The sequence below is a fragment of the Gammaproteobacteria bacterium (ex Lamellibrachia satsuma) genome (genome assembly GCA_019623805.1).
Classification (GTDB): Bacteria; Pseudomonadota; Gammaproteobacteria; order Chromatiales; family Chromatiaceae; genus QGON01.
The window spans coordinates 2,502,106-2,522,431 of sequence record CP053680.1; the positions used below are offsets into that span (position 1 = coordinate 2,502,106).

22 protein-coding genes are annotated in these 20,326 nt (G+C 56.7%); 14 read left to right on the forward strand and 8 right to left on the reverse strand.

The features are described 5' to 3' along the window. Positions 1-125 precede the first annotated feature (125 nt). Positions 126-1,373, forward strand: coding sequence for an IS701 family transposase (locus tag HPY30_10870; GenBank protein QYZ66450.1), 1,248 nt, complete (start codon positions 126-128; stop codon positions 1,371-1,373). Here the strand turns inward: HPY30_10870 and prmA are convergent. From prmA to HPY30_10905, 7 genes are all read right to left on the reverse strand, one after another. Beyond that, complete coding sequence (prmA, locus tag HPY30_10875) at positions 1,321-2,259, reverse strand: 50S ribosomal protein L11 methyltransferase (protein QYZ66451.1); 939 nt, start codon at positions 2,257-2,259, stop codon at positions 1,321-1,323. The two genes, HPY30_10870 and prmA, sit on opposite strands and share 53 nt — an antisense overlap. 172 nt (positions 2,260-2,431) lie before the next feature. Beyond that, entirely contained in the window at positions 2,432-3,772 is a 1,341-nt protein-coding gene (gene accC, locus HPY30_10880) for an acetyl-CoA carboxylase biotin carboxylase subunit (protein QYZ66452.1), read from the reverse strand. 8 nt (positions 3,773-3,780) lie between these two features. Beyond that, entirely contained in the window at positions 3,781-4,230 is a 450-nt protein-coding gene (locus tag HPY30_10885) for an acetyl-CoA carboxylase biotin carboxyl carrier protein (GenBank protein ID QYZ66453.1), read from the reverse strand. A 14-nt stretch (positions 4,231-4,244) separates the two neighbouring features. Further along, entirely contained in the window at positions 4,245-4,694 is a 450-nt protein-coding gene (aroQ, locus tag HPY30_10890; protein ID QYZ66454.1) for a type II 3-dehydroquinate dehydratase, read from the reverse strand. Between the two features lie 399 nt (positions 4,695-5,093). Beyond that, a complete protein-coding gene (locus tag HPY30_10895) occupies positions 5,094-5,630 on the reverse strand; it encodes a TlpA family protein disulfide reductase (GenBank protein ID QYZ66455.1) in 537 nt (178 codons plus the stop codon). Further along, positions 5,627-7,930, reverse strand: a complete 2,304-nt coding sequence (locus HPY30_10900) for a protein-disulfide reductase DsbD (protein QYZ66456.1) — start codon at positions 7,928-7,930, stop codon at positions 5,627-5,629. Before HPY30_10900 ends, HPY30_10895 begins: the two co-directional genes overlap by 4 nt. Then, entirely contained in the window at positions 7,909-8,238 is a 330-nt protein-coding gene (locus HPY30_10905; protein QYZ66457.1) for a divalent-cation tolerance protein CutA, read from the reverse strand. Before HPY30_10905 ends, HPY30_10900 begins: the two co-directional genes overlap by 22 nt. A gap of 234 nt (positions 8,239-8,472) precedes the next feature. On the opposite strand from HPY30_10905, the gene HPY30_10910 reads away from it, so the two are divergent. Next, positions 8,473-8,880: a glyoxalase gene (locus HPY30_10910; GenBank protein ID QYZ66458.1), complete on the forward strand. Its 408-nt coding sequence runs from the start codon at positions 8,473-8,475 to the stop codon at positions 8,878-8,880. Next, entirely contained in the window at positions 8,877-9,338 is a 462-nt protein-coding gene (locus HPY30_10915) for an FxsA family protein (protein ID QYZ66459.1), read from the forward strand. The genes HPY30_10910 and HPY30_10915 overlap by 4 nt, the downstream gene beginning before the upstream one ends. 23 nt (positions 9,339-9,361) lie before the next feature. Here HPY30_10915 and HPY30_10920 read toward each other — a convergent pair whose 3' ends face one another. Then, entirely contained in the window at positions 9,362-10,699 is a 1,338-nt protein-coding gene (locus HPY30_10920; protein ID QYZ66460.1) for a hypothetical protein, read from the reverse strand. 409 nt (positions 10,700-11,108) lie between these two features. Between HPY30_10920 and HPY30_10925 the strand changes: the two genes are divergently transcribed. The 11 genes from HPY30_10925 (at position 11,109) to HPY30_10975 (ending at position 20,141) form a co-directional block, all read left to right on the forward strand. Further along, positions 11,109-11,399, forward strand: coding sequence for a co-chaperone GroES (locus HPY30_10925; GenBank protein QYZ66461.1), 291 nt, complete (start codon positions 11,109-11,111; stop codon positions 11,397-11,399). A 64-nt stretch (positions 11,400-11,463) separates the two neighbouring features. Continuing rightward, positions 11,464-13,119 carry a chaperonin GroEL gene (groL, locus tag HPY30_10930; protein ID QYZ66462.1) on the forward strand — a complete coding sequence of 552 codons (1,656 nt, stop codon included), beginning with the start codon at positions 11,464-11,466 and terminating at the stop codon, positions 13,117-13,119. Positions 13,120-13,404: 285 nt separating this feature from the next. Further along, complete coding sequence (locus tag HPY30_10935; GenBank protein ID QYZ66463.1) at positions 13,405-13,929, forward strand: Na+/H+ antiporter subunit E; 525 nt, start codon at positions 13,405-13,407, stop codon at positions 13,927-13,929. Then, entirely contained in the window at positions 13,926-14,192 is a 267-nt protein-coding gene (locus HPY30_10940) for a cation:proton antiporter (protein ID QYZ66464.1), read from the forward strand. The genes HPY30_10935 and HPY30_10940 overlap by 4 nt, the downstream gene beginning before the upstream one ends. After that, positions 14,189-14,524 (forward strand): Na+/H+ antiporter subunit G, encoded by a 336-nt coding sequence (locus tag HPY30_10945; GenBank protein ID QYZ66465.1) that lies wholly within the window; start codon positions 14,189-14,191, stop codon positions 14,522-14,524. Before HPY30_10940 ends, HPY30_10945 begins: the two co-directional genes overlap by 4 nt. Further along, positions 14,521-14,769: a DUF4040 domain-containing protein gene (locus HPY30_10950; GenBank protein QYZ66466.1), complete on the forward strand. Its 249-nt coding sequence runs from the start codon at positions 14,521-14,523 to the stop codon at positions 14,767-14,769. Before HPY30_10945 ends, HPY30_10950 begins: the two co-directional genes overlap by 4 nt. Then, positions 14,762-15,451 (forward strand): sodium:proton antiporter, encoded by a 690-nt coding sequence (locus HPY30_10955; GenBank protein ID QYZ66467.1) that lies wholly within the window; start codon positions 14,762-14,764, stop codon positions 15,449-15,451. The genes HPY30_10950 and HPY30_10955 overlap by 8 nt, the downstream gene beginning before the upstream one ends. Next, the gene (locus tag HPY30_10960) at positions 15,448-15,903 is read left to right on the forward strand and encodes a Na+/H+ antiporter subunit C (protein ID QYZ66468.1); all 456 of its coding nucleotides are present in this window, start codon (positions 15,448-15,450) and stop codon (positions 15,901-15,903) included. Before HPY30_10955 ends, HPY30_10960 begins: the two co-directional genes overlap by 4 nt. Further along, a complete protein-coding gene (locus HPY30_10965) occupies positions 15,900-17,360 on the forward strand; it encodes an NADH-quinone oxidoreductase subunit J (protein QYZ66469.1) in 1,461 nt (486 codons plus the stop codon). The genes HPY30_10960 and HPY30_10965 overlap by 4 nt, the downstream gene beginning before the upstream one ends. A gap of 61 nt (positions 17,361-17,421) precedes the next feature. Then, on the forward strand, positions 17,422-19,242 hold the full coding sequence (locus HPY30_10970) for an NADH dehydrogenase subunit (GenBank protein QYZ68004.1): 1,821 nt from the start codon (positions 17,422-17,424) through the stop codon (positions 19,240-19,242). Beyond that, positions 19,242-20,141 (forward strand): NADH-quinone oxidoreductase subunit H, encoded by a 900-nt coding sequence (locus HPY30_10975; protein ID QYZ66470.1) that lies wholly within the window; start codon positions 19,242-19,244, stop codon positions 20,139-20,141. Before HPY30_10970 ends, HPY30_10975 begins: the two co-directional genes overlap by 1 nt. The last annotated feature ends 185 nt before the right edge of the window (positions 20,142-20,326 follow it).

Below are 20,326 nucleotides of genomic sequence, written 5' to 3' on the forward strand. Positions count from 1 at the left end.
CGCGCATAAGTAGAATCGATCGCATAGCGGAGCGATTCCAACGTTTCCAGTACCGCTTTGAATCCCATTTTCGAAGCAAGACGAGGTCGGTGTTTCAACCGGTCACACACTATCTCAAAGGCCTGATGCAAGCGCAGAGAAAGAACATGGAACGCATGGAAGAGGTGGTTGCAGGCGCAGATGATCAGCGTCTCCAGCATATGCTCACCGAGTCCCCGTGGGATCATCGTGCGGTGTTAGACCAAGTGGCGCTGGAAGCCGATCAATGGCTGGGTGGAACCGCGGATACCTGTCTGTTGCTCGATGAGAGTGGCCTTGCCAAGAAGGGTAAACATTCAGTGGGGGTTAAACGCCAATGGAATGGCCGCCAGGGCAAGGTGGATAACTGCCAGGTTGGTGTATTCGCAGCACTGGGTAAAGGGCACTTGTCCACGCTGATAGATGAACGTCTCTATCTACCCAAAGAGTGGGTATCGAACCCGGCTCGCTGTCGCAAGGCGGGTATCCCGGAAGTTGAACGGAAACATCAAAGCAAGTCAGAGTTGGCGCTGGAGATGGTGCGTCATCAGAGGACGCTTGGCCTGCGTTTTGCCTGGGTGGGTGCAGATGGGGGATACGGGAAGGATCCGGCTTTTCTGAGGGGTTTGGAGGCGATGGGTGAAACCTTTGTGGTGGACATCCACAAAGACCAACAGGTCTACCTGGAAGATCCACAGCCGTTCATACCGGAGAGCACGACAACGCGCGGTCGTCGTCGAAGTCGTCTGCAAGCCCAGGCAGCCCGTCTGCGCGTTGACCAGTGGCTCAATGAGCAACGGGACAGCGAGTGGCAGCAAGTGGTATTACGGGATAGCAGCAAGGGCAAACTGCGCGTCGAGATCCTGCATCATCGGGTTTGGCTTTGGGATGGAAAAGAAGCCCAGGCACATCAATGGCACCTGATTGTACGACGAGAGGTCAATTCACCGGAGACGATTAAATACACCTTGTCGAATGCACCGGAAGAAACGCCATCCCATTGTCTTGCAAAGATGCAGGCGCAGCGGTTCTGGGTTGAGCGTTCGTTCCAGGATGGTAAGAGTGAATCAGGTCTTGCTGATTATCAGGCCCGTAAATGGAAATCCTGGCATCACCATATGGCCTTGGTCATGATGGCGATGTTATTCATGCTCGAAGAGCGAATTGTGCAAAAAGATGATCACCCCTTACTCAGTTGTTCAGACATCGAATCGCTATTGCGTGCCTTCCTGCCACGGCGAGATATTGAACGCGATGAAATACTACGGCAAATGACGAAACGGCATCGTAAACGACAAGCGGCTATCGACTCCCAATATCGAAAACAGACGCTGGAACAGTCGGTTGCCGGGTGATGGAATCTGACAAAGTAGAACTAAGCAGTATCCACTCCTCTTTCTGTTGAGGGGAGTCCATCGTTGCGAATGATGCGTAGGCTTGGCTCACCATTGCGGCCTGCTCCTGCAGAATGCCGGAGAGGGCAAAAGGTGTGTTTGGTTTCATCAATGTGCCGAGTTGAGGGGCGAGTTCAACAAGAGGTCCGGCCAGGATGTTGGCGATGAGCAGATCCGCCTGTGTCTCTGGGGTATCTTCAGGCAGGTGGATCGATAATCTGTCTGCGACGCTGTTTTTTTGTGCGTTATCTTTTGTCGCCTGCAGTGCCTGCGGATCGTAATCTATTGCGATGGCAGCCGCAGCCCCCAGACGAAGGGCGGCAATGGCAAGGATGCCGGAGCCGCAGCCGTAGTCGATGATGGTTTTGCCCTTGAGGTCTTGTCCATCAAGCCAGGCCAGGCAGAGCGCTGTAGTGGGGTGGGTGCCGGTGCCGAAGGCAAGCCCAGGGTCCAGTTCCACCACGGCAGCTTCGGGGGCGTCCGGCAGTTGTCCATCGGGGCATACCCAGAGCCTGTGACCGAATTTCATCGGCCGAAACTGATCGAGCCAGACCCGTTCCCAGGCCCTGTCCTCCAATCGTTCCACCTGTAGATTACGGGTGATCTCTTCCTTTAGCGTTCGATTGATTTCAGCGCGCAGCTGATCGGTATCATGAGTTTCCTCGAAAAGTGCAGTGACCCGGGTGTTTTTCCACAATTTTTCTTCGCCGGGTTTGGGTTCCAGCAGCGGCTGATCACCTGCGTCACCCAGGGTAACAGAGAGTGCGCCAAGCGCCTCGAAGAGAATTTCCAGCAGAGGCGCTTTGGATGCGTCGGTTTCGATGGAGAGTTGGAGCCAGGAGGACATGAGGGGTATTTAGGTTACAGGTGCCAGGTTACAGGTATCAGGATCGTTTTGAGTTCCTCTCCCCGTGTGGCGTAATGAAAAATATGATAATTTCTTCTTGACACGAAAAATGCTCCCAAAATAATTCCGCTGTCACCTGTCACCTGTCACCTGTCACCTGTCACCTGTCACCTTAAAGCCCAAGCTTCTTTTCCAGGTAGTGGATGTTGGCGCCACCGGCCTGGAATGCGGCGTCCTTCATGATCTCCTGCTGTAACGGTATGTTGCACTTGATGCCGCCGATTACCATCTCGCTCAGGGCAATGCGCATGCGGGCGATAGCCGAGTCACGGGTATCACCGTGAGTGATCAATTTGCCGATCATCGAATCGTAGTGGGGCGGCACCCGGTAACCGTTATAGATGTGGCTTTCAAAACGTACGCCCATGCCGCCGGGGATATGCAGTTGGGTGATGGTGCCTGGACTCGGCATGAAGTTGACCGGATCTTCCGCGTTGAGCCGACACTCTACTGCATGCCCTCTGATGGTGACGTCATCCTGGGTAAAACTGAGGGGTTCACCGGCTGCGATCTTGATCTGTTCCCGCAGGATGTCGATACCGGTGACCATTTCGGTGACCGGGTGCTCAACCTGTACGCGGGTGTTCATCTCGATGAAATAGAACTCACCGTCCTCGAAAAGGAACTCGAAGGTGCCGGCACCGCGATAACCGATCTGGCGGCAGGCCTCGGCGCAGCGCCCCCCCACTTCTGCGCGCTGTTCAGGGGTGATGCCGGGGGCGGGAGCCTCTTCAACCACCTTCTGATGGCGGCGTTGCATGGAGCAGTCGCGCTCCCCCAGATGCACTGCGTTGCCGTGAGTGTCTGCCAGCACCTGGAACTCCACATGACGGGGGTTTTCCAGGAACTTCTCCATGTAGAGCGTGCCGTTGCCGAAGGCCGCCACAGCTTCTGCCTTGGTCATGGCCACCGAGTTGAGCAGGCTTGCTTCGGAGTGAACCACCCGCATGCCACGCCCACCACCGCCACCTGAGGCTTTGATGATCACCGGGTAGCCGATCTCTTTGGCCAGTCGTTTGGTGCGGGCGGCATCGCCATCCAGCGGGCCGTCGGAACCGGGTACGGTTGGTACCCCTGCCTTCTTCATCGCCGCGATGGCGGCCACCTTGTCTCCCATGATGCGGATGGTGTCGGCGGTGGGGCCGATGAAGATGAAGCCGGAGTTCTCCACCCGCTCGGCGAAGTCGGCATTCTCGGAGAGAAAACCGTAACCGGGGTGAATCGCCATGGAGTCGGTGACCTCGGCGGCACTGATCAGTGCCGGGATGTTGAGGTAACTCTCAGCCGAAGGCGCCGGACCGATGCAGACTGACTCGTCGGCCAGCAGGACGTGTTTCAGATCCCGGTCTGCCTCTGAGTGCACGGCAACAGTTTTGATGTCCAGCTCTTTACAGGCGCGCAGGATACGCAGTGCTATCTCGCCGCGATTGGCGATAACGATCTTGTCTATCATGGCTGCGCTCAGTCTATGATGAACAGGGGTTCGTTGTATTCGACCGGCTGGCCGTTCTCAACGAGGATCTTTTTGACCGTACCGGCCTTGTCACACTCTATCTGGTTGAGGATCTTCATCGCCTCGATGATGCAGAGGGTGTCACCGACTGCCACCTGCTGGCCCTCCTCCACGAAGGATTTGCTGCCTGGTGAGGGGGAGCGATAGAAAGTGCCGACCATGGGAGACTTCACGGCGTGGCCCTGAATCTCTTCCGGTGCTTCTTCAGCTGGCGGGGCTGCTGCAGGGGCTGGTGTTGCGGCAACCGCCGGCTGTGCGGCGGGCATAGGTGCAAATGCTGCGGGAAAGGAGCTCTGGCGGCTGATGCGAACCGACTCCTCTCCCTCATGAATCTCAATTTCTGCGATATCGGACTCTTCGAGCAGTTCGATCAGTTTCTTTACTTTGCGGATATCCATGGTTGTCGATCTCGTCAGTTGTCGCTGTGGTCTAAGCGGTGGATGGCGGCCTGCAGGGCAAGTTCATATCCCTGGGCGCCGAGTCCGGCGATGGTGCCGACAGCAATATCTGAAAGGTAGGAGTGGGTGCGGAACGGTTCCCTGGCATGTACGTTCGAGAGATGTACTTCGATGAAAGGGATCCTGGTGCCCGCAAAGGCGTCCCGCAGGGCGATGCTGGTGTGTGTAAACGCGGCTGGGTTGATAAGGATGAACTCGGTCCCTTCCTTGTAAGCCTCGTGAATCCAATCCACCAGTTCATGTTCTGCATTGCTTTGGTGAAAGTTCAGCCGGTGTCCGGCGCTTTCCGCCTGCTGTTCCAGTCGAGTACGGATATCATCGAGGGTGTCGCGTCCATAGTGCTCCGGCTCACGAGTACCCAGCAGGTTCAGGTTGGGGCCGTTGAGTACCAGAATGGTCGCCATGGTATTGAAAATCCGGGGCTGGAAGGCGGAGATTTAAGAACCTCGCCGAAGCTATGGCCCACCGCGCTAGTCGGTGGTTCGGGATGGTTCCGTGAATGACGAGCCGATTTTGCAAGATCCTGGGGGTTTTGTCCAGTTTCAATGCAGAATTCGCCATGATCGTTACAATTTGAGGTGGCAGACTTGAGCAATTCTCTCTCCTGCTGACATTTTTTGCGGGGCTGTCCCAATGATCTAGGAGACTGTCGGGTTTATCCGTTTGAAGCGAAAATCACTGGGGGCGAATCAAATCAGTTTATCGAACGAGGCGAATAGTGGACCTATTTAACGAGTTCGATAAGCTGAGTTGATCGCCATCCAGGGATTTGCAGCCAAACAGTGTTAAATCCGACAGTCTCACTAGAGTAGGGGCTCGATATGCTTGCGCAGGCTTGCGGCCGAAATTGCGCCTGCCTGGACAAAGATGAGTTGACCATCACGCCTGAAGGCGGCAGTGAATGGGAGTTCAAGTAGTCGGTTGCCCATGCGCCTGGAGAGTTTGGCCTCTGTCATACCGCCTCTGAAGAGCGGATAGCTGACCGGGTGTGAAACGCTAAATGTCTTAGCGTCATCCACTTTGTCGATGGCGATGCCCAGTATCTGCAGGCCGTGATGGCCCCACTCATCCTGAAGATCGGAGAGGGCCGGCATCTCAGCTTGACAGGGCGGGCACCATGAAGCCCAAAAGTTGAGAATCACCACCTTATCGGACCATTGACTGGTGTGGTGGGCCTTGCCTGCCAGATCAACCAGTCTGTATGCCGGTAAACTGGCAATCGGTGAAGATGTACTGGTCCTGTCTGCATGGCTGTGCTTTGAATTTATCACGTGACCAGCGAACCAGACACCAGCAAGCAGGGATCCGATCAGGAGGATCTGCAGGACCCTTTTAATCACCGGACGGCATTCCTGACGTGGGCGGCAAACACCTCAGCCTCTTGATAGCCGACGACCCGATAGGCCTTGCGTTCCCTGCCGTCACTGCCGTAGAAGAAAATGGCCGGTGGTCCCGGCAGGCCGAAATGTCCCTGCAGCAACGCTTTGTCCTGTTCGTCATTGGCGGTGACATCTGCCTGCAGCAGGACGGTATCCTTCAGCGCAGATATTACCTCAGGGTCGGAGAAGGTGTACTTCTCCATCTCCTTGCATGAGATGCACCAGTCGGCGTAGAAATCGAGCATCACTGATTTGCCCGCGGTGCTGGCGACGCTGACCTCCCGTTGCAGATCGTCCAGGTTCTTGATGCGTTTGAAGGTCAGTTCGTGGGCTGCCTGCCCGCCGCTGCTGCCAAAGCCCAGGTTGCGTAGTGGCTGCAGGGTATCCTTGCCACCGGCGGCGGCGCCGACCAGCATCAGTGCGCCGTAGATCAAAAAGACCACGCCGAGCCCTTTCCAGAGTTTTTGCCAGCCACCCGCCTCGATCTCCAGGTGACGCAGGGCGCCCATGTAGATGGCGGAGACGACCAGCAGCATGCCCCAGAGGAACATGGCGATGTCCGCTGGAATGATGCGTTCCAGCATGATGATGGCGACACCCAACATGGCGACGCCAAAGACCGCCTTGACCGCATCCATCCAGCTTCCGGCTCTTGGCAGCAGCTTGCCTGCAGAGGCGCCGATGGCGATCAGTGGTGCGCCCATGCCGAGGCTCAGGGCGAACAGGGCCAGGCCACCGAGTACGGCGTCGCCGGTTTGACCGATATAGATCAATGCACCCGCCAGGGGCGGCGCAACACAGGGACCGACGATCAGGGCTGAGAGAAAACCCATGATGGCGACGCCGGTGAGGGAGCCCCCCTGCTGTTTGTTGCTGACGTCGGTGAGTTTGCTCTGCAGGCTGCTGGGCAGCTGCAGTTCATAGAAACCGAACATGGAGAGGGCGAGCAGGACGAAGACCAGAGCGAAGATGCTGAGGATCCAGGGATTCTGGAAAGCGGCCTGCAGATTTTCTCCAAACAGTCCGGCCAGCACTCCGGCCGCAGTATAGGTGAGCGCCATGGCCAGCACATAGACCACTGATAGGGTGAGCGCCTTGCGGGTGGTGATGTGCTTACCCTGTCCGGCGATGATGCCGGAGAGGATCGGGATCATGGGAAAGATGCAGGGAGTAAAGGCGAGTCCCAGCCCCAGCATGAAGAAGACCCCGACCACCACCAGTGTGCTGCTGCCCTCAAGGGTGGCAGCTATCTCGTCCAGTTCAGAAACCGGCTGGTTCTCAGCTGTGGTGGTTGGGGGCGACATGCTTGCCGCCTGCACCGGGGTGGCTACTGCGGTTGAGGCGAGGGTCGGCAGCGCGAGATCGAAAGTTTTGCGTATTGGCGGATAACAGACCCCGATTTCGGCACAGCCCTGGTAAGCAACCTCAAGGGTGACGCTTTCGGCGGTACTACTGCCGCGAATCAGCGGCAGGGAGAGGTCGATGCCATCGTGGTAGACCGGCACATCGCCGATCTTGCCCTCTGGAGTAATGGTGTCTTTTTTGATCTCCGGTTCCGGCAGGGTGTAACTTCCCAGCACCACATTGTCATTGTCGGTCAGTTGCAGCTTGATCTTGTCGTAATAGAGGTAGGTGCCGTCGGCGATGCTCCATAGCAGGCGCAGATGAGTGCCGTCCTCCACCGTTACCACCAGTTTATAGGCCTTTTCCGGTGCGAGCAGCTCTCCTTCATCGTTGGCAAAGAGTGGGGTGCTGTTGTCGATCAGACTTGAAGTGCGGTTGGCGCTGGTGGTCAGGGGGTCGCCGGCAATCAACATCGGTTCAAGCTTGAGCTGGACCTCCTGGAGGTGTGGCGGGTAGCAGATGCCCTGGTCGGCGCAGCCCTGGGAGCGGGCTTGCAGATTGAGCGTGTCCGGAGAACCCTGGCCGCGTTTGATGGGTAAGCGAACAGTGACGGGGCCGCGATAGACGTGGAGGTCGCCGAAGAACTCGTCGTGTTTGAGTTTTGCCGTAGGCAGTTCCGGCTCATCGAGTTCGATGCCGACGGCGTCGGTTTCAAAGCGAATCTTGTCCCGATACAGGTAGTAACCGTCTGCGATGTTCCACTTCACCAGCAGATGGTCCGGGCCGTCGGTTGTTACCTGGATCGGGAAAACCTGATCCGGTGGCGGCGGCTCCTCATTTGCATTGGCATTGGTCAGCAGAAGTGCCAGGCTCGCAAATAAAAGAGACAGTGAAATCAGGAATTTGTTGTTGTGCATTTTTCCACCCAGTCGAGGTAACCATTGAGGCCCTGTTCTACAGGGACTGCAATGATCTCTGGAAGTTCATAGGGATGTTGTGCCCGGATTTGTGCTTCCAGTGCGTCATAATGTTGTTTTGTGGTCTTGATCAACAGCAGGTGTTCATTCGCCGATTCCAGCTTGTCCTCCCATCGGTAGACCGATGTGACAGGTGCTGTGATGTTGACGCAGGCTGCCAGACCTTGGGAAACCAGGGATTGGGCAAGCCGGACACCAGTCTGGTGGTCGGGGACGGTGCAGTGGACCAGAAGCAGTTTCGTCGGCATTGGGGAAAGATACTCCATTAGAGGATCAGTCTCCAGATGTGCATTCAGAGGCTCTTTATGGAAGCGCTGATTAATTGGGTTATTGTCATCTCGACCGTAAGGAGAGATCTCGAACTACAGAGTCCAAAACTGTTTTGAGGTATGAAATTTTTCACTAAGTTCGACAATGACAATTAATCAGGGCTTCTATTGCAGCGTTGAATCCGATAGCCACCTAAGGGTAAGCTGCGCTGGATGAAATATAGTGCAATTCTATTTGGCGTTCTGCTGCTCGTCGTTCTCACCTTCAGCCTGATTCTGCTGGGTATCCTCGTTGGTGCCCAAACTGCGACAGGGCCGCAGATCCTTACAGCCACCTCGCTCTGGATAGCAGTGGGGCTGGTTACTGCCCGCAACGCAGAGGAGGCCGGAATTCTGCATGGGTTGTTGGCAGGGTTTCTTGGGGCTTTGATGGTGGGACTCAGTCTGCCGTCAGTTGCAGCGTCCTGGTCTTACCCGCTGCTTGCCCAGCTAGCTGAAAAGCCGCTTTTTTTAAGCGCCCTGTTGGGTGCTTTCTGGGGTTCGGTGGGTGGCATGATCGGGGATACCGTACGCGTGATCAAGGCTAAGCGCGCCAGACGCAAAGCGGGGGAGCAGGCATGAATCCTCTCTTTCTTTTCCTCCTGCTGTTTGTCGGAATTCCTCTGGTTGAACTCTACTTCCTGATTCAGGTGGGTTCGCAGATCGGCGCCTTTTCGACGATCTTTCTGACGGTATTTACCGCCCTGCTTGGGGGTTGGATGGTCCGTGCGCAGGGATTCTCGACTTTAGGCAAGGTGCAGCAGGCAATGAACCACAATGAGGTGCCGGCACTGGAGATGATGGAGGGGGCGGTACTGCTGGTGTGTGGGATTCTGCTGCTGTTGCCGGGTTTTATCACCGATGCCGTGGGTTTCCTCTTTCTGGTGCCGCCACTCAGACGCTGGCTGCTCACTGCAGGACTGAAAGGGGCCGGTATCATGCGCCCGGTTTCCACTACGAAAACCGAAAATAGAGAGCAGGCTCACCGGATCATCGAAGGTGAATGCCGTCGGGAAGACGATGATCCAGAACGTCGCTGATCGCAGTCTGTAATATCAATACATCAAAGCGGTTTCGAATAGACTGGCAGCGCCTCGATTCGTTTGCCGATCATCTCAAGCATAGCGTGGTAGCGCGGGTCGTCGAGACTGCCATATTCGGCTTCGAAACGGGTGTGAGGGATTCCGTCCTGAAGGCCCTCGATCGACGGAAAGAAGGCCTGTTCATCGGTCGCTTTCGACAGCACAGACTGTGCGTGGCGGGCGCTCTCTTTTGAGGTGAGGAGTTGGTCGGTGAGTTTGATTCCGACTTGGTCGGCGGCCAGGTCGCTGAAACTGAATCCGCTGCCGAGGTTGTCGGCATCGAGAATCTCCTTGTACTCCCCTAGTGCAAAGCTCATGCCGCTGTCGGTGATTAACTTCAATGTTGAGCTGACGAAGACATGCCGCACCAGGTCATGACGCCCACCCAACACCACGTTCGGTGGTTCATCGCGGCAACTCTCCTTTGTGACCGATCGGATGTCGCCGATCAGCGGTTCAAAACGGCTGCTGCCGAGAAAGATGCCAATCGCAAGTAATGCTGCACGGTTCTCTTTTCGCGCCGACATGCCGAGTTGGGTGCGTTTATGCACCAACTCGAAAGTGGGGGCGATGTACTGAATGGCGGAAATTTTTAGGTCGTGGCTATAGAGCCGATCCAGTTCACAGAGTCTGCTGTAGTAAGCCCTTACCCGCTTGGGATCGCCCAATAATTTCAGGTTATCCCTCACCTCCGCTACCCGGTGCGCGGCAGTTTTCAGGCGTGCCTTGATATCGGGAATGGGTTTGAAAGTGACCGAGATCTTATCCCCTTCGGTCTTCACGCTCTGCACTGCCTCGATAAAACGGCTGCCCAGCGCTTCACCCATAAACTGGTTGAGCGCGCTTTCCACGAATCCCATGGCGATACCGCCTGGAATCTTCAGATTGCCGACGCTGACTTGTGAGAGGCGCAGGCCATATTCCGATGGAGCAACCCCGATCTGCAGATTGAGATAGTCCCCAAACGGGTTTTCCGGTATGAAAAGTGAGAAGGAGCCTTGGGCCTCCCAAGGGGTGATGTTGGCGTGACCGTGCAGGCGGCCTATACCACGGGTAGCCAGGGCGATCAGCCCGTTTATATCCTTTTGGGTGATAGTGATGCTGGCAATTTCGTCGTCTGACTGAATCTTATGCCGTATCTCCTGAGCCAGTTTTTTGACCCTCACGGCGGCATCTGTATTCAGTTGCTGTGACTCAATAACCAGGGGTTGGTTCTCGCTGGCGCGATAGGCGAAAAAAACCACGGCCAGCGTCAGGATGAGGACGGCAAGCAGTAGATATCTGCCCCAGCGAAAAGGTTTTTTCTCTCTTTTAGACATATCGCTACCCGGTTCTATGTAGGGATAATGGCATGGATCCTCCTCACGATGGAAATCTACAGCATAAGATATTTCTGCTTTGACGCTGGATTTCAGGATCAAAATGGGTGATGGGAACCCCATTAAGGATGTAAAGGTATCGTAACTATTCAGCTTGACCCTGAATATGTGCCTTTTTTGTAGGTTGAGTTAGATGCGAATGACTCCAAACTTTCGTTTTGCCGCGAAGCTTTGCACGCATCGTAACCCAACCTATGTTGCTCTCAAACACTAGAGGCCTGTGCGCCTCCCCTTGACTCTCTGTTTTTTGCCCCTATTATTAGCACTCAGTTCGGGTGAGTGCTAATAAAGCATATCCCGAAAATTGAAGATTAATCATTTTGCACCCCAATTCAGGAGAATTCAGTAGATGAATATTCGTCCGCTGCACGATCGTCTGATCGTCCGCCGTATGGAAGAAGAACGCACCAGCCCCGGTGGCATCGTGCTCCCCGACTCAGCTGCCGAGAAGCCCATGCAGGGTGAGGTACTGGCAGTTGGCAAAGGCAAGGTCGACAAAAAAGGCAAGGCGTACCCCCTTGAAGTCAAGGTTGGTGACAGGGTGTTGTTCGGAAAGTACTCCGGCACTGAGGTCAAGATCGGTGGTGACGAGGTTCTCGTCATGCGCGAAGAAGACATCATGGGTGTGATCGAGGGTTAATCCGCACCAGCTGCCGGAACCGATCGCTACTTAGAAATATATCTACTTTTAGGAACAGAGAAACATGTCTGCAAAAGAAGTTAAGTTTGGTGATGACGCTCGTTCGCGCATGATGAACGGCGTCAACATCCTGGCCAACGCTGTTAAAACCACCCTGGGTCCCAAAGGCCGCAACGTGGTGTTGGAGAAGTCCTTCGGCGCTCCCACCGTCACCAAGGACGGCGTCTCCGTGGCCAAAGAGATCGAACTTACCGACAAGTTCGAGAATATGGGTGCACAGATGGTGAAAGAGGTCTCTTCCCAGACCTCAGATGTGGCCGGCGACGGCACCACCACTGCAACCGTGCTGGCTCAGGCCATGGTGCGCGAAGGCCTGAAGGCCGTTGCTGCCGGTATGAATCCGATGGATCTGAAGCGTGGTATCGATAAGTCCGTGACGGCGGCTGTTGTAGCGTTGAAAGAGATCTCACGCCCCTGTTCCGACGACAAGGAGATCGCCCAGGTCGGCACCATCTCCGCCAATTCCGATACCAATATCGGCGATATCATTGCCGAGGCGATGCAGAAGGTCGGCAAGGAAGGCGTTATCACCGTGGAAGAGGGCACCGCCCTGGATAACGAGCTGGATGTGGTCGAAGGTATGCAGTTTGATCGCGGTTACCTCTCCCCCTACTTCGTGAACAATCAGCAGAACATGTCGGCTGAACTGGAAGAGCCCTTCATCCTGTTGCACGACAAAAAGATCTCAAATATCCGTGATCTGCTGCCTGCATTGGAAGCGGTTGCCAAGTCCGGCAAACCCCTGCTGATCATCGCTGAAGATGTGGAAGGCGAGGCGCTGGCGACTCTGGTGGTCAACAATCTGCGTGGTATCGTCAAGGTTGCAGCAGTTAAGGCGCCTGGCTTCGGTGATCGCCGCAAGGCCATGCTGCAGGATATAGCCATCCTGACCGGCGCCACCGTGATCTCTGAAGAGGTTGGTCTCTCCCTGGAGAAGGCCGGTCTGGAGGAATTGGGTTCCGCCAAGAAGATCCTTATCACCAAGGAAGAGACCACTGTCATCGACGGGGCTGGGTCCGAGAGTGACATCAAGGCCCGGGTCGAGCAGGTCCGCGCCCAGATTGAAGATACCTCCTCTGATTATGATCGTGAAAAGCTGCAGGAACGTGTTGCCAAGCTGGCAGGCGGTGTGGCCGTGATCAAGGTTGGTGCAGCCACCGAAGTCGAGATGAAAGAGAAGAAGGCCCGCGTCGAAGATGCCCTGCATGCGACTCGCGCTGCCGTGGAAGAGGGTATAGTCCCCGGCGGCGGCGTCGCCCTGGTTCGCGCTTTGCAGGCGCTCGGCGATCTGTCTGGGGCCAACCACGATCAGGATGTCGGCATTACCATCGGCCGCCGTTCCATGGAGGAGCCGCTGCGTCAGATCGTGGCCAATGCCGGTGGCGAGCCCTCTGTTGTACTGAACAGGGTGCGAGAGGGTGAAGGCAACTTCGGTTTCAATGCCGGGACCGATGAGTACGGCGACGTCGTCGAGATGGGTATCCTGGATCCCACCAAAGTGACCCGTGCCGCACTGCAGAACGCCGCTTCCGTGGCCGGTCTCATGATCACCACCGAGTGCATGGTAGCCGAAGAGCCTCAGGATGCTGCTGCACCTGCTCCCGACATGGGTGGTATGGGCGGTATGGGTGGTATGGGCGGTATGGGCGGCATGATGTAAGCCTCTCCAACCTCCCTGCTCAATAGAGCTGGAAATGCCCTGCGCCGTGAGGCGCGGGGCTTTTTTTTGCGCTAACTAAATTATCTCTCCTGGAGGTCGCTATACAAGCATTGAGCAGTGACTGGTGGGTGGCGCAGGTATTCAATCTGTTCGCCGATATAATCGAGCAACTGGCGGGGCAGGTTTCAGGTGTTGCGGCTGATCTGTGTCATCTTGTGTTCATCTATACCTGCTATTATGTTTCTTGTACACGGTCGTCGGGCTTAGTTACAGCAAAGATAGATAATGGATAACATTTCCAGGGAACCCCCTCTCACTCTGCCGCACTATCTGTTCATATTTGCCACGGTCTATCTGCTCTGGTTGTTGCTGGTGGGTGAGCTTTCACGACATGAGCTGATATTAGGCGGCCTGGTCTCTCTTGTCGTGACGCTGGTGTCTGCGCCCCATCTGCTGATTTTCGGCGGGGTGAAACTGCGTATCGATGCACCGCTTCATCTGCTGCGCTATCTCGGCTATTTTTTTGTTGCGTTGATACGTGCCAACCTGGATATGGCGCGCCGAATCCTCTCCCCCTCCCTGCCGATCAATCCCAGCATGGTGGCGGTAGAGACCGGATTGCGCTCAACCCTGGGCCGCCTGATGCTGGCCAACAGCATCACCCTGACACCCGGTACGCTCTCTGTCGATGTTAAAGGCAATCGTATCCTGGTCCATTGGGTGGATGCCTCTCCCGGTGTTGATCTCGAGGCAGCGACACGAGAGATTGCGGCAGGATTTGAACGTCACCTGGGTGGTTTTCTGCGATGACACTCAATTCACTGGAACTGATCGTTGCAGCAATGCTTGGTGTTGCTGTTCTGCTGGGTCTGTTGCGTCTGGTTCTCGGCCCCACAGCGCCTGACCGCATTGTCAGTGCCGATACGATTTCCGTAATCATCACCGCCGGTCTGACTGGTCTTGCGGCCTGGTTCGGCAGTGCCCTCTATCTCTATGTGGCGCTGATCTACGGCATTCTTGCCTTCGTCGGTGTGGTTGCGCTGGCAAGAACAATTGAGGGAGGCCGTCAATGAGATTGCTGGCGGATCTGTTTCTTCTGATTGGTGCGGCGTTTGCCTTGTTGAGTGCGTTGGGATTGCTGCGCATGCCGGACACCTATAACCGCATCCAGGCAGGTACCAAGGCAGTTACACTGGGCGCGCTATCATTCATTCTGGGAATAGGATTGCTCTACCCTGAATGGTGGGCCAAGCTGCTGGTCATCGCCGGTTTTATCCTTTTCACCAATCCAGTGGGTTCGTCCTCAATCGCCCGTGCCATCCACTTGGCAGGGATTCAGTCCTGGCAGCGAGCCGCTTCGGATCCACAGGCCCTGAAAGCCCCTCAAGAGGATAAGTCGGCATGATCTGGGTGGCTGCGTTGATTGTCATCATGATGTTGGTCGCAGCGGTGACAGTGCTGCTGGTGCGTAATCATATTGCGGCGGTGGCTGCTGCATCCCTGGTCTCGCTGCTGCTCTCGGTGCTGTTCGTATTGTTGAGGGCGCCGGATGTGGCGATGACGGAGGCTGCAGTTGGCGCAGGTCTCAGTAGTGTGATCCTGGCGCTGGCCTTGCGTCGCCTTGGACTGGGGCGAGTGAAAGATGCGTAATCTGGCAGCCCTGGTCTTTGTCGGCGGACTGGCCTTTCTGCTGTTGGTCATCTTCAATCAGTTTGATTTTGCCCAGGCACCCATGATCGTCGGGCAGGGTATTCTGACGGATGCGCCGGACCGGGTGGGTGCGGCCAACATCGTGACTGCGGTGGTGCTCGGCTATCGCGGCATCGATACCCTGGGGGAGATATCGATACTGTTTGCCGCCTCGGTTGCGGCGGGTCTGGTGTTAGGCAGGCGCAGGACCGATGTACGCCGCGATCCCCCCGGCGGTTTTATACTGCGCAGTGGTGTCGCGCTGCTCTTCCCACTGATGTTGGTGGTGGGTTTCTATATCATCCTGCACGGTCATCTTACCCCTGGTGGTGGTTTCCAGGGAGGCGTAATACTCGCGGCCGCATTTTTTCTGCCGCTTCTGGCGCGTCCTGAGACCCCGGTCAATCATGCCGGACTCAGCATTGTGGAGGGTGGGGCCGGAGCGGTCTTTATCCTGACGGGTTTGGCAGCCCTGCTGCAGGGCGGCGAGTTTCTCCAGCCACTGCTGGATAACGGCGTATTGGGTGAACTGGTCTCTGCCGGAACCCTGCCGCTGCTCTATCTGGCGGTGGGTCTCAAGGTGGGGGCGGAACTGGCCGGATTGATGGCCCGTCTCGCGGATGTAGAGGTTGATGAGCCATGATGCCGATCGAGATAGGAACGGTGCTGTATGCCGGGGCCATCGGTCTGGTGGTGATCGGGATTGCCGGCATTGTGCTGTCGCACCATCTGTTTCGCATCATCCTGGCGTTGGTGATTGCCGAGGCGGGCGCCAATCTTCTGCTGGTGCTCTCCGGTTTTCGTTGGGAGGCCATTGCGCCGATTATTAGCGGCGGTGGTGCAACGCCAACCATGGTTGATCCTGTGCCTCAGGCGATGGTGCTTACCTCGATCGTGATCGGTGTCGGCGTACAGGCACTGGCGTTGAGTCTGACGCTACGCGCCTACGGAGCCTATAAAACCCTGGATATCAGGGAGCTGCAACGGCGCATGAGTGCCGATCTGGCAGGAGAGGCGGGAACGCCGCTGCCGCTGAGTCTGGAAGAACCGGTGGGCGGGCGGCCTCTGCCTGCGGCTGAGGGTGACGGCAGATGAACACGATTGTGCTGACCGTGGTGTTGCCCCTGCTTGCAGCATTCGTCGTTCCGGCTTTGTCGCGGGTCTCTCCGTTGCTTGGGCGGCTGCTGGGGCCGCTCACCCTTGCCTATGCCATCCTGCTGACCCTGCAGATTTGGCTGGGAATGGAGGGCAAGCCTTACTCCGTTGCGCTGGGTGGTTTTCAACCACCGCTGGGGATCAATTTCTATGTGGACCAGCTGAGCCTGCTGTTCACTTTTCTGACGCTGGTGACGAGCCTGCTGTTGTGGCCCTGGCGGAATGAAACGGAACCGCGCCAATACGCCTTGACGCTGCTGCTCGCAGCATCCGCCTGCGGTCTGGCGCTCTCCGGCGATCTGTTCAATATCTATGTCTTCTATGAGCTGATCTCGGTTGCCTCCTTTGGTCTGGCGGCGGCCACCCGCAGTGGCGCATCATTTGCCGCCAGTCTGCGCTACCTGATCCTCAGTGGCCTGGGCAGCGTACTGGCGCTTTGCGGCATCGCAATTGTCTATCTTCAGAGCGGTACCCTGAATCTGGCGCAACTCTCCCAGTTGGCTCCGGAGACCCTGAATACCCCCCTGGGAATGTCTGCCTTTGCCTTGATTCTGTTGGGTGTCGGGGTGAAGGGTGAACTCTTTCCGGTCAACAGCTGGGTGCCGGAGGTCTACGCTGCCGCTTCGAGCCGGGTGTCTGGATTATTGGCGGGACTGGTCTCCAAGCTGGCGGTGTTGGTGATCGTGCGCCTGCTGGTGCTGCTGTTTCAACAGGAATCTGCGTTGCAGCTGATGCTGATACTGGGACTGTTGGGAACGATCAGTGGCGAATTGGCTGCCTGGCGGGCGAAGGATATGAATCGCATGCTGGCCTTCTCGTCCATCGGACAGTTGGGGGTCATCTTTATTGCCTTCTCCATTCCCGGTGAAACCGGTCTGTTTGCAGGTCTGGCACTCTCGCTGCACCACCTGCTGGTCAAGCCCGCGCTGTTCCTGCTGGCCGAGCGCTGGCGGGGCTCGCTGGCGGGTTTGCGGGGAGCCGGACTCGCCTCTCCCGTTGCCGGCGGGATGTTTGTGTTGCTTGCGCTCTCTCTGGTGGGGATGCCTCCGCTGCCCGGCTTCTGGGCAAAGTTTCTCCTCTTTACCGGTCTTGCGGCACAGCAGTCAGTGATCTACCAGGTTGCCCTCGGGGTGGTGTTGCTGTCGATTGTGATCGAAGCCAACTATCTGTTCCGGGTGGTGATGAACCTGTTCCAACCGGCCGGGGATAATAGTGTGGCGGTCACCAGCGATCACGGCTGGTTGAATCTCGGTACGACTTTTCTGCTCTCCGCATTGCTGATTGCGGGCATGCTGTTTATGGGGCCGCTTGGGGCTTGGCTTGAAGAGGTGGCGATACAGGCGGCTGACCCGGTGCTCTATTTCGACACAGTCTTTTCTGTTTCGGCCATCCACTGAGGGGTTTGCTGTGACGCCATTGGATGAACTGCTGCTCTTCTCCGGCCTGACTCTGGTGCTGATGCTGGTATTGGGACGCTTCAGTTACGCGGGCAAGGTTGCCACTGTGTTTTACGGTGGGCAGTTGCTGTTTCTGGCGAAGATGGCGGATCGGATCGCCGATGGCGCGATTGTGACTTTCTCGTTGCAGGTTGAGCTGTTCGGCTTGCAGATGAGTTGGCGTTTCGACGCCCTATCCTGGTTTTTTGCAGTTATCACTCTGGGCGCAGGCCTTCTCAGCAGCTGGTACGCCAGCGGTAAGTGGGGAGAGCGTTTTCGCCGGCGTGGCGGCAATCTCTGGCTGTTGCATGTTGCCTTGGCAGCGAATGTCTTTTCCATGCTGATCCTGTTGGGTAGCGGTGATCTGCTGGCGCTATTCATCGGCTGGGAGTTGGTCAGTTGGGCCAGTTTTCTTTTGATGACCGTGGCGGGTGGCCGCGCGATTCAGGCAGCTATGCGCTACATCACCTACGCCATGAGTGGCGCAATGGCGATCCTGGCGGGAATCGTTCTGCTCTGGTCCCATGCTGGTGGCCTGCAGTACGCACAGATCATCGATGTGATGCCGCAATTATCCCAAGCACAGGTCTGGCTACTGGTGGCGCTGTTTGGCTCAGGTTTTGCGGTCAAGATGGGACTGTTGCCGCTCCATCTTTGGCAGGCGGCGGCGTATGCCGAGACGCCGGGACCGGGGGCTGCCTTCTTCGGCGCCATCTCTGCCCGCATGGGGCTCTACGCCATCATCCTGGTGCTGGTGCAGTTGATCGGTTTGGCACGGTTGAGTGAGTTGACGATCCCCTTCACCTTTCTTGATATGCGCGACCTCTGGGCCTGGATTGCAGTGCTGACCATTATCCTGCCGACCTATACCGCGCTGCGCCAGACCGATGCCCGCTACCTGCTTGCCTGGCACGGCATCGGCCAGGGCGGCTACATGCTGCTTGGGGTGGTGTTGGGGGATGCCCTGGGTAGTGCCGGCGGGTTGCTGCACGTCTTCAACTATGCGACCAATCAGGCCGTGCTCTTTTTCGCGGTATTTGCCGTGATGTTTCGTACGGGGACTGCTGACCTGAACAAGCTTGGTGGATTGATCACCCGCATGCCGATCTCCTTTTTTGCCATGTTGGTGGGCATTATCGGGCTGGCCGGGTTACCGCCGATGAATGGCTTTGTCTCCAAGTGGTTCGTCTATCGCTCATTGATGATTGAAGGCGAGCCTCTGCTCTTCCTGGGGGCGATAATCGGCACCCTGGGCACTATCCTGTCGGTCTACAAGCTGATTCATAACACGTTTCTGGGACAGTTGCGGGTGGAACATGTTGAAGTGCGCGAGGCGCCCTGGAGCATGGTGGCACCGATGATTATTCTCATGTTGCTGATCTTCGCGACCGGCGTGGCACCGGGCCTGGTTTTGGATTGGGTGGCGCTGGTGCAGTCGGCTGTCGGCCTGCCGGTGGTTGAGAACACGCTTGGCGGTGTCGAGCTGGCAAGTGGTTCCCTGGATATGCTCTGGGTGGTGGGGGTGTTGTTTGCCGGTTTCGGTATTGGTGCGCTGCTCTTCTACTCCGGCGGTCGCACCCGGCAGGTCCATCAACTGGACAACTATGCGGGTGGACACTTTCTGACGGCCGAAACCCGCTACCACTACAGCGACAATTTCTATGCTGGCCTGATGCACCTGATAAGACCCTGGTATCGGGGGAGTTTCGTCTGGCTTGAGTCGACCCTGGGATCCCTGCTGGGAATCGCCGCGAGTCTTATGCAACGGCTTTACGGCGCGCGGCATCCCTCCATCTATCTGCTGGTCACTGTCGTTGCAACACTGACCTGGGTATTGCTGTGATGAGTATTCAAACCCTGCTGATGGAACTGGTTTTGATGCCGTTGGTAGCCTTTGTTGTCGGTCTCTTTATGGTGCTGATGCTGCGCAGGATTGGCGCCAAACTGCAACGTCGGGTTGGTCCACCTATGATGCAGCCGCTCTATGACATCGTAAAACTCTACGGCAAAAAGACCCAGATCTCCCATGGCTGGATGCACGATATCGGTATTGTCATGGCCGTGGGTGGATATGTGGCGGCGGAGACCCTGCTGCCGGTGCCGGGCATGGACGGCATCGCTGACAAAGGCGGCCTGGTGACCCTGGTCTACGTGATGATGATCCCCTCGCTGGGTCTGGCGCTCGGCGTGGGCCAGTGTGCCAATCCCAACGGCTCCATCGGTATTGCCCGGGCGTTGACGGCGATGCTTGCCTACGATGTGCCGTTTGTCATCGTGGTTTTCGGCGTGGCCTGGTATTTCGGCACCACCAATCTGGTCGACATCATTGCGATACAACAGGCAGGTGGGGTTGCGGGATGGGGGGCGATAGCGATGCCGCTGCTGGCTATAGCCGGACTGTTTGCCCTGCAGGGCATGTTAGGCAAGCAGCCTTTTGAGATCTATATCGCCCCGGCGGAGATCGCCACTGGTCCAATGGTGGAGATGAGCGGTAAATACCTGGGCGGTCTTTTTGTGATGCAGTGCTTTCAGCTCTATACCGCTGGTGTGTTGTATGTGTCGCTGTTTCTCGGCGGCGGAGAGAATTGGCTCTTCTTCCTGATCAAGGTTTTTGCGGTGGTGGCCATTCCCATGACGGTGGCGTTTCTGTTTCCCCGTTACAAGACGGAACAGATGATCCGTCTGATGTGGAAGTGGCCGGTGATGATCGGCTTGCTTGGACTGGCGTTTGTGATGCATTGAAAATAAACGCCCGGTTAACCCGTGTGTGGGTCTGGTATCTCCTGCTGTGGGACGCTATGAATACATCCCTGTAAGCTCGATGCGGCCATCCATGGCCGCATACGCCCACAGCAGGAGATACCAGACCCGTTTTGGAGAAGTGCATAACTCGTAGGATGTGGTGAGTGATACGAACCGCATCGAAC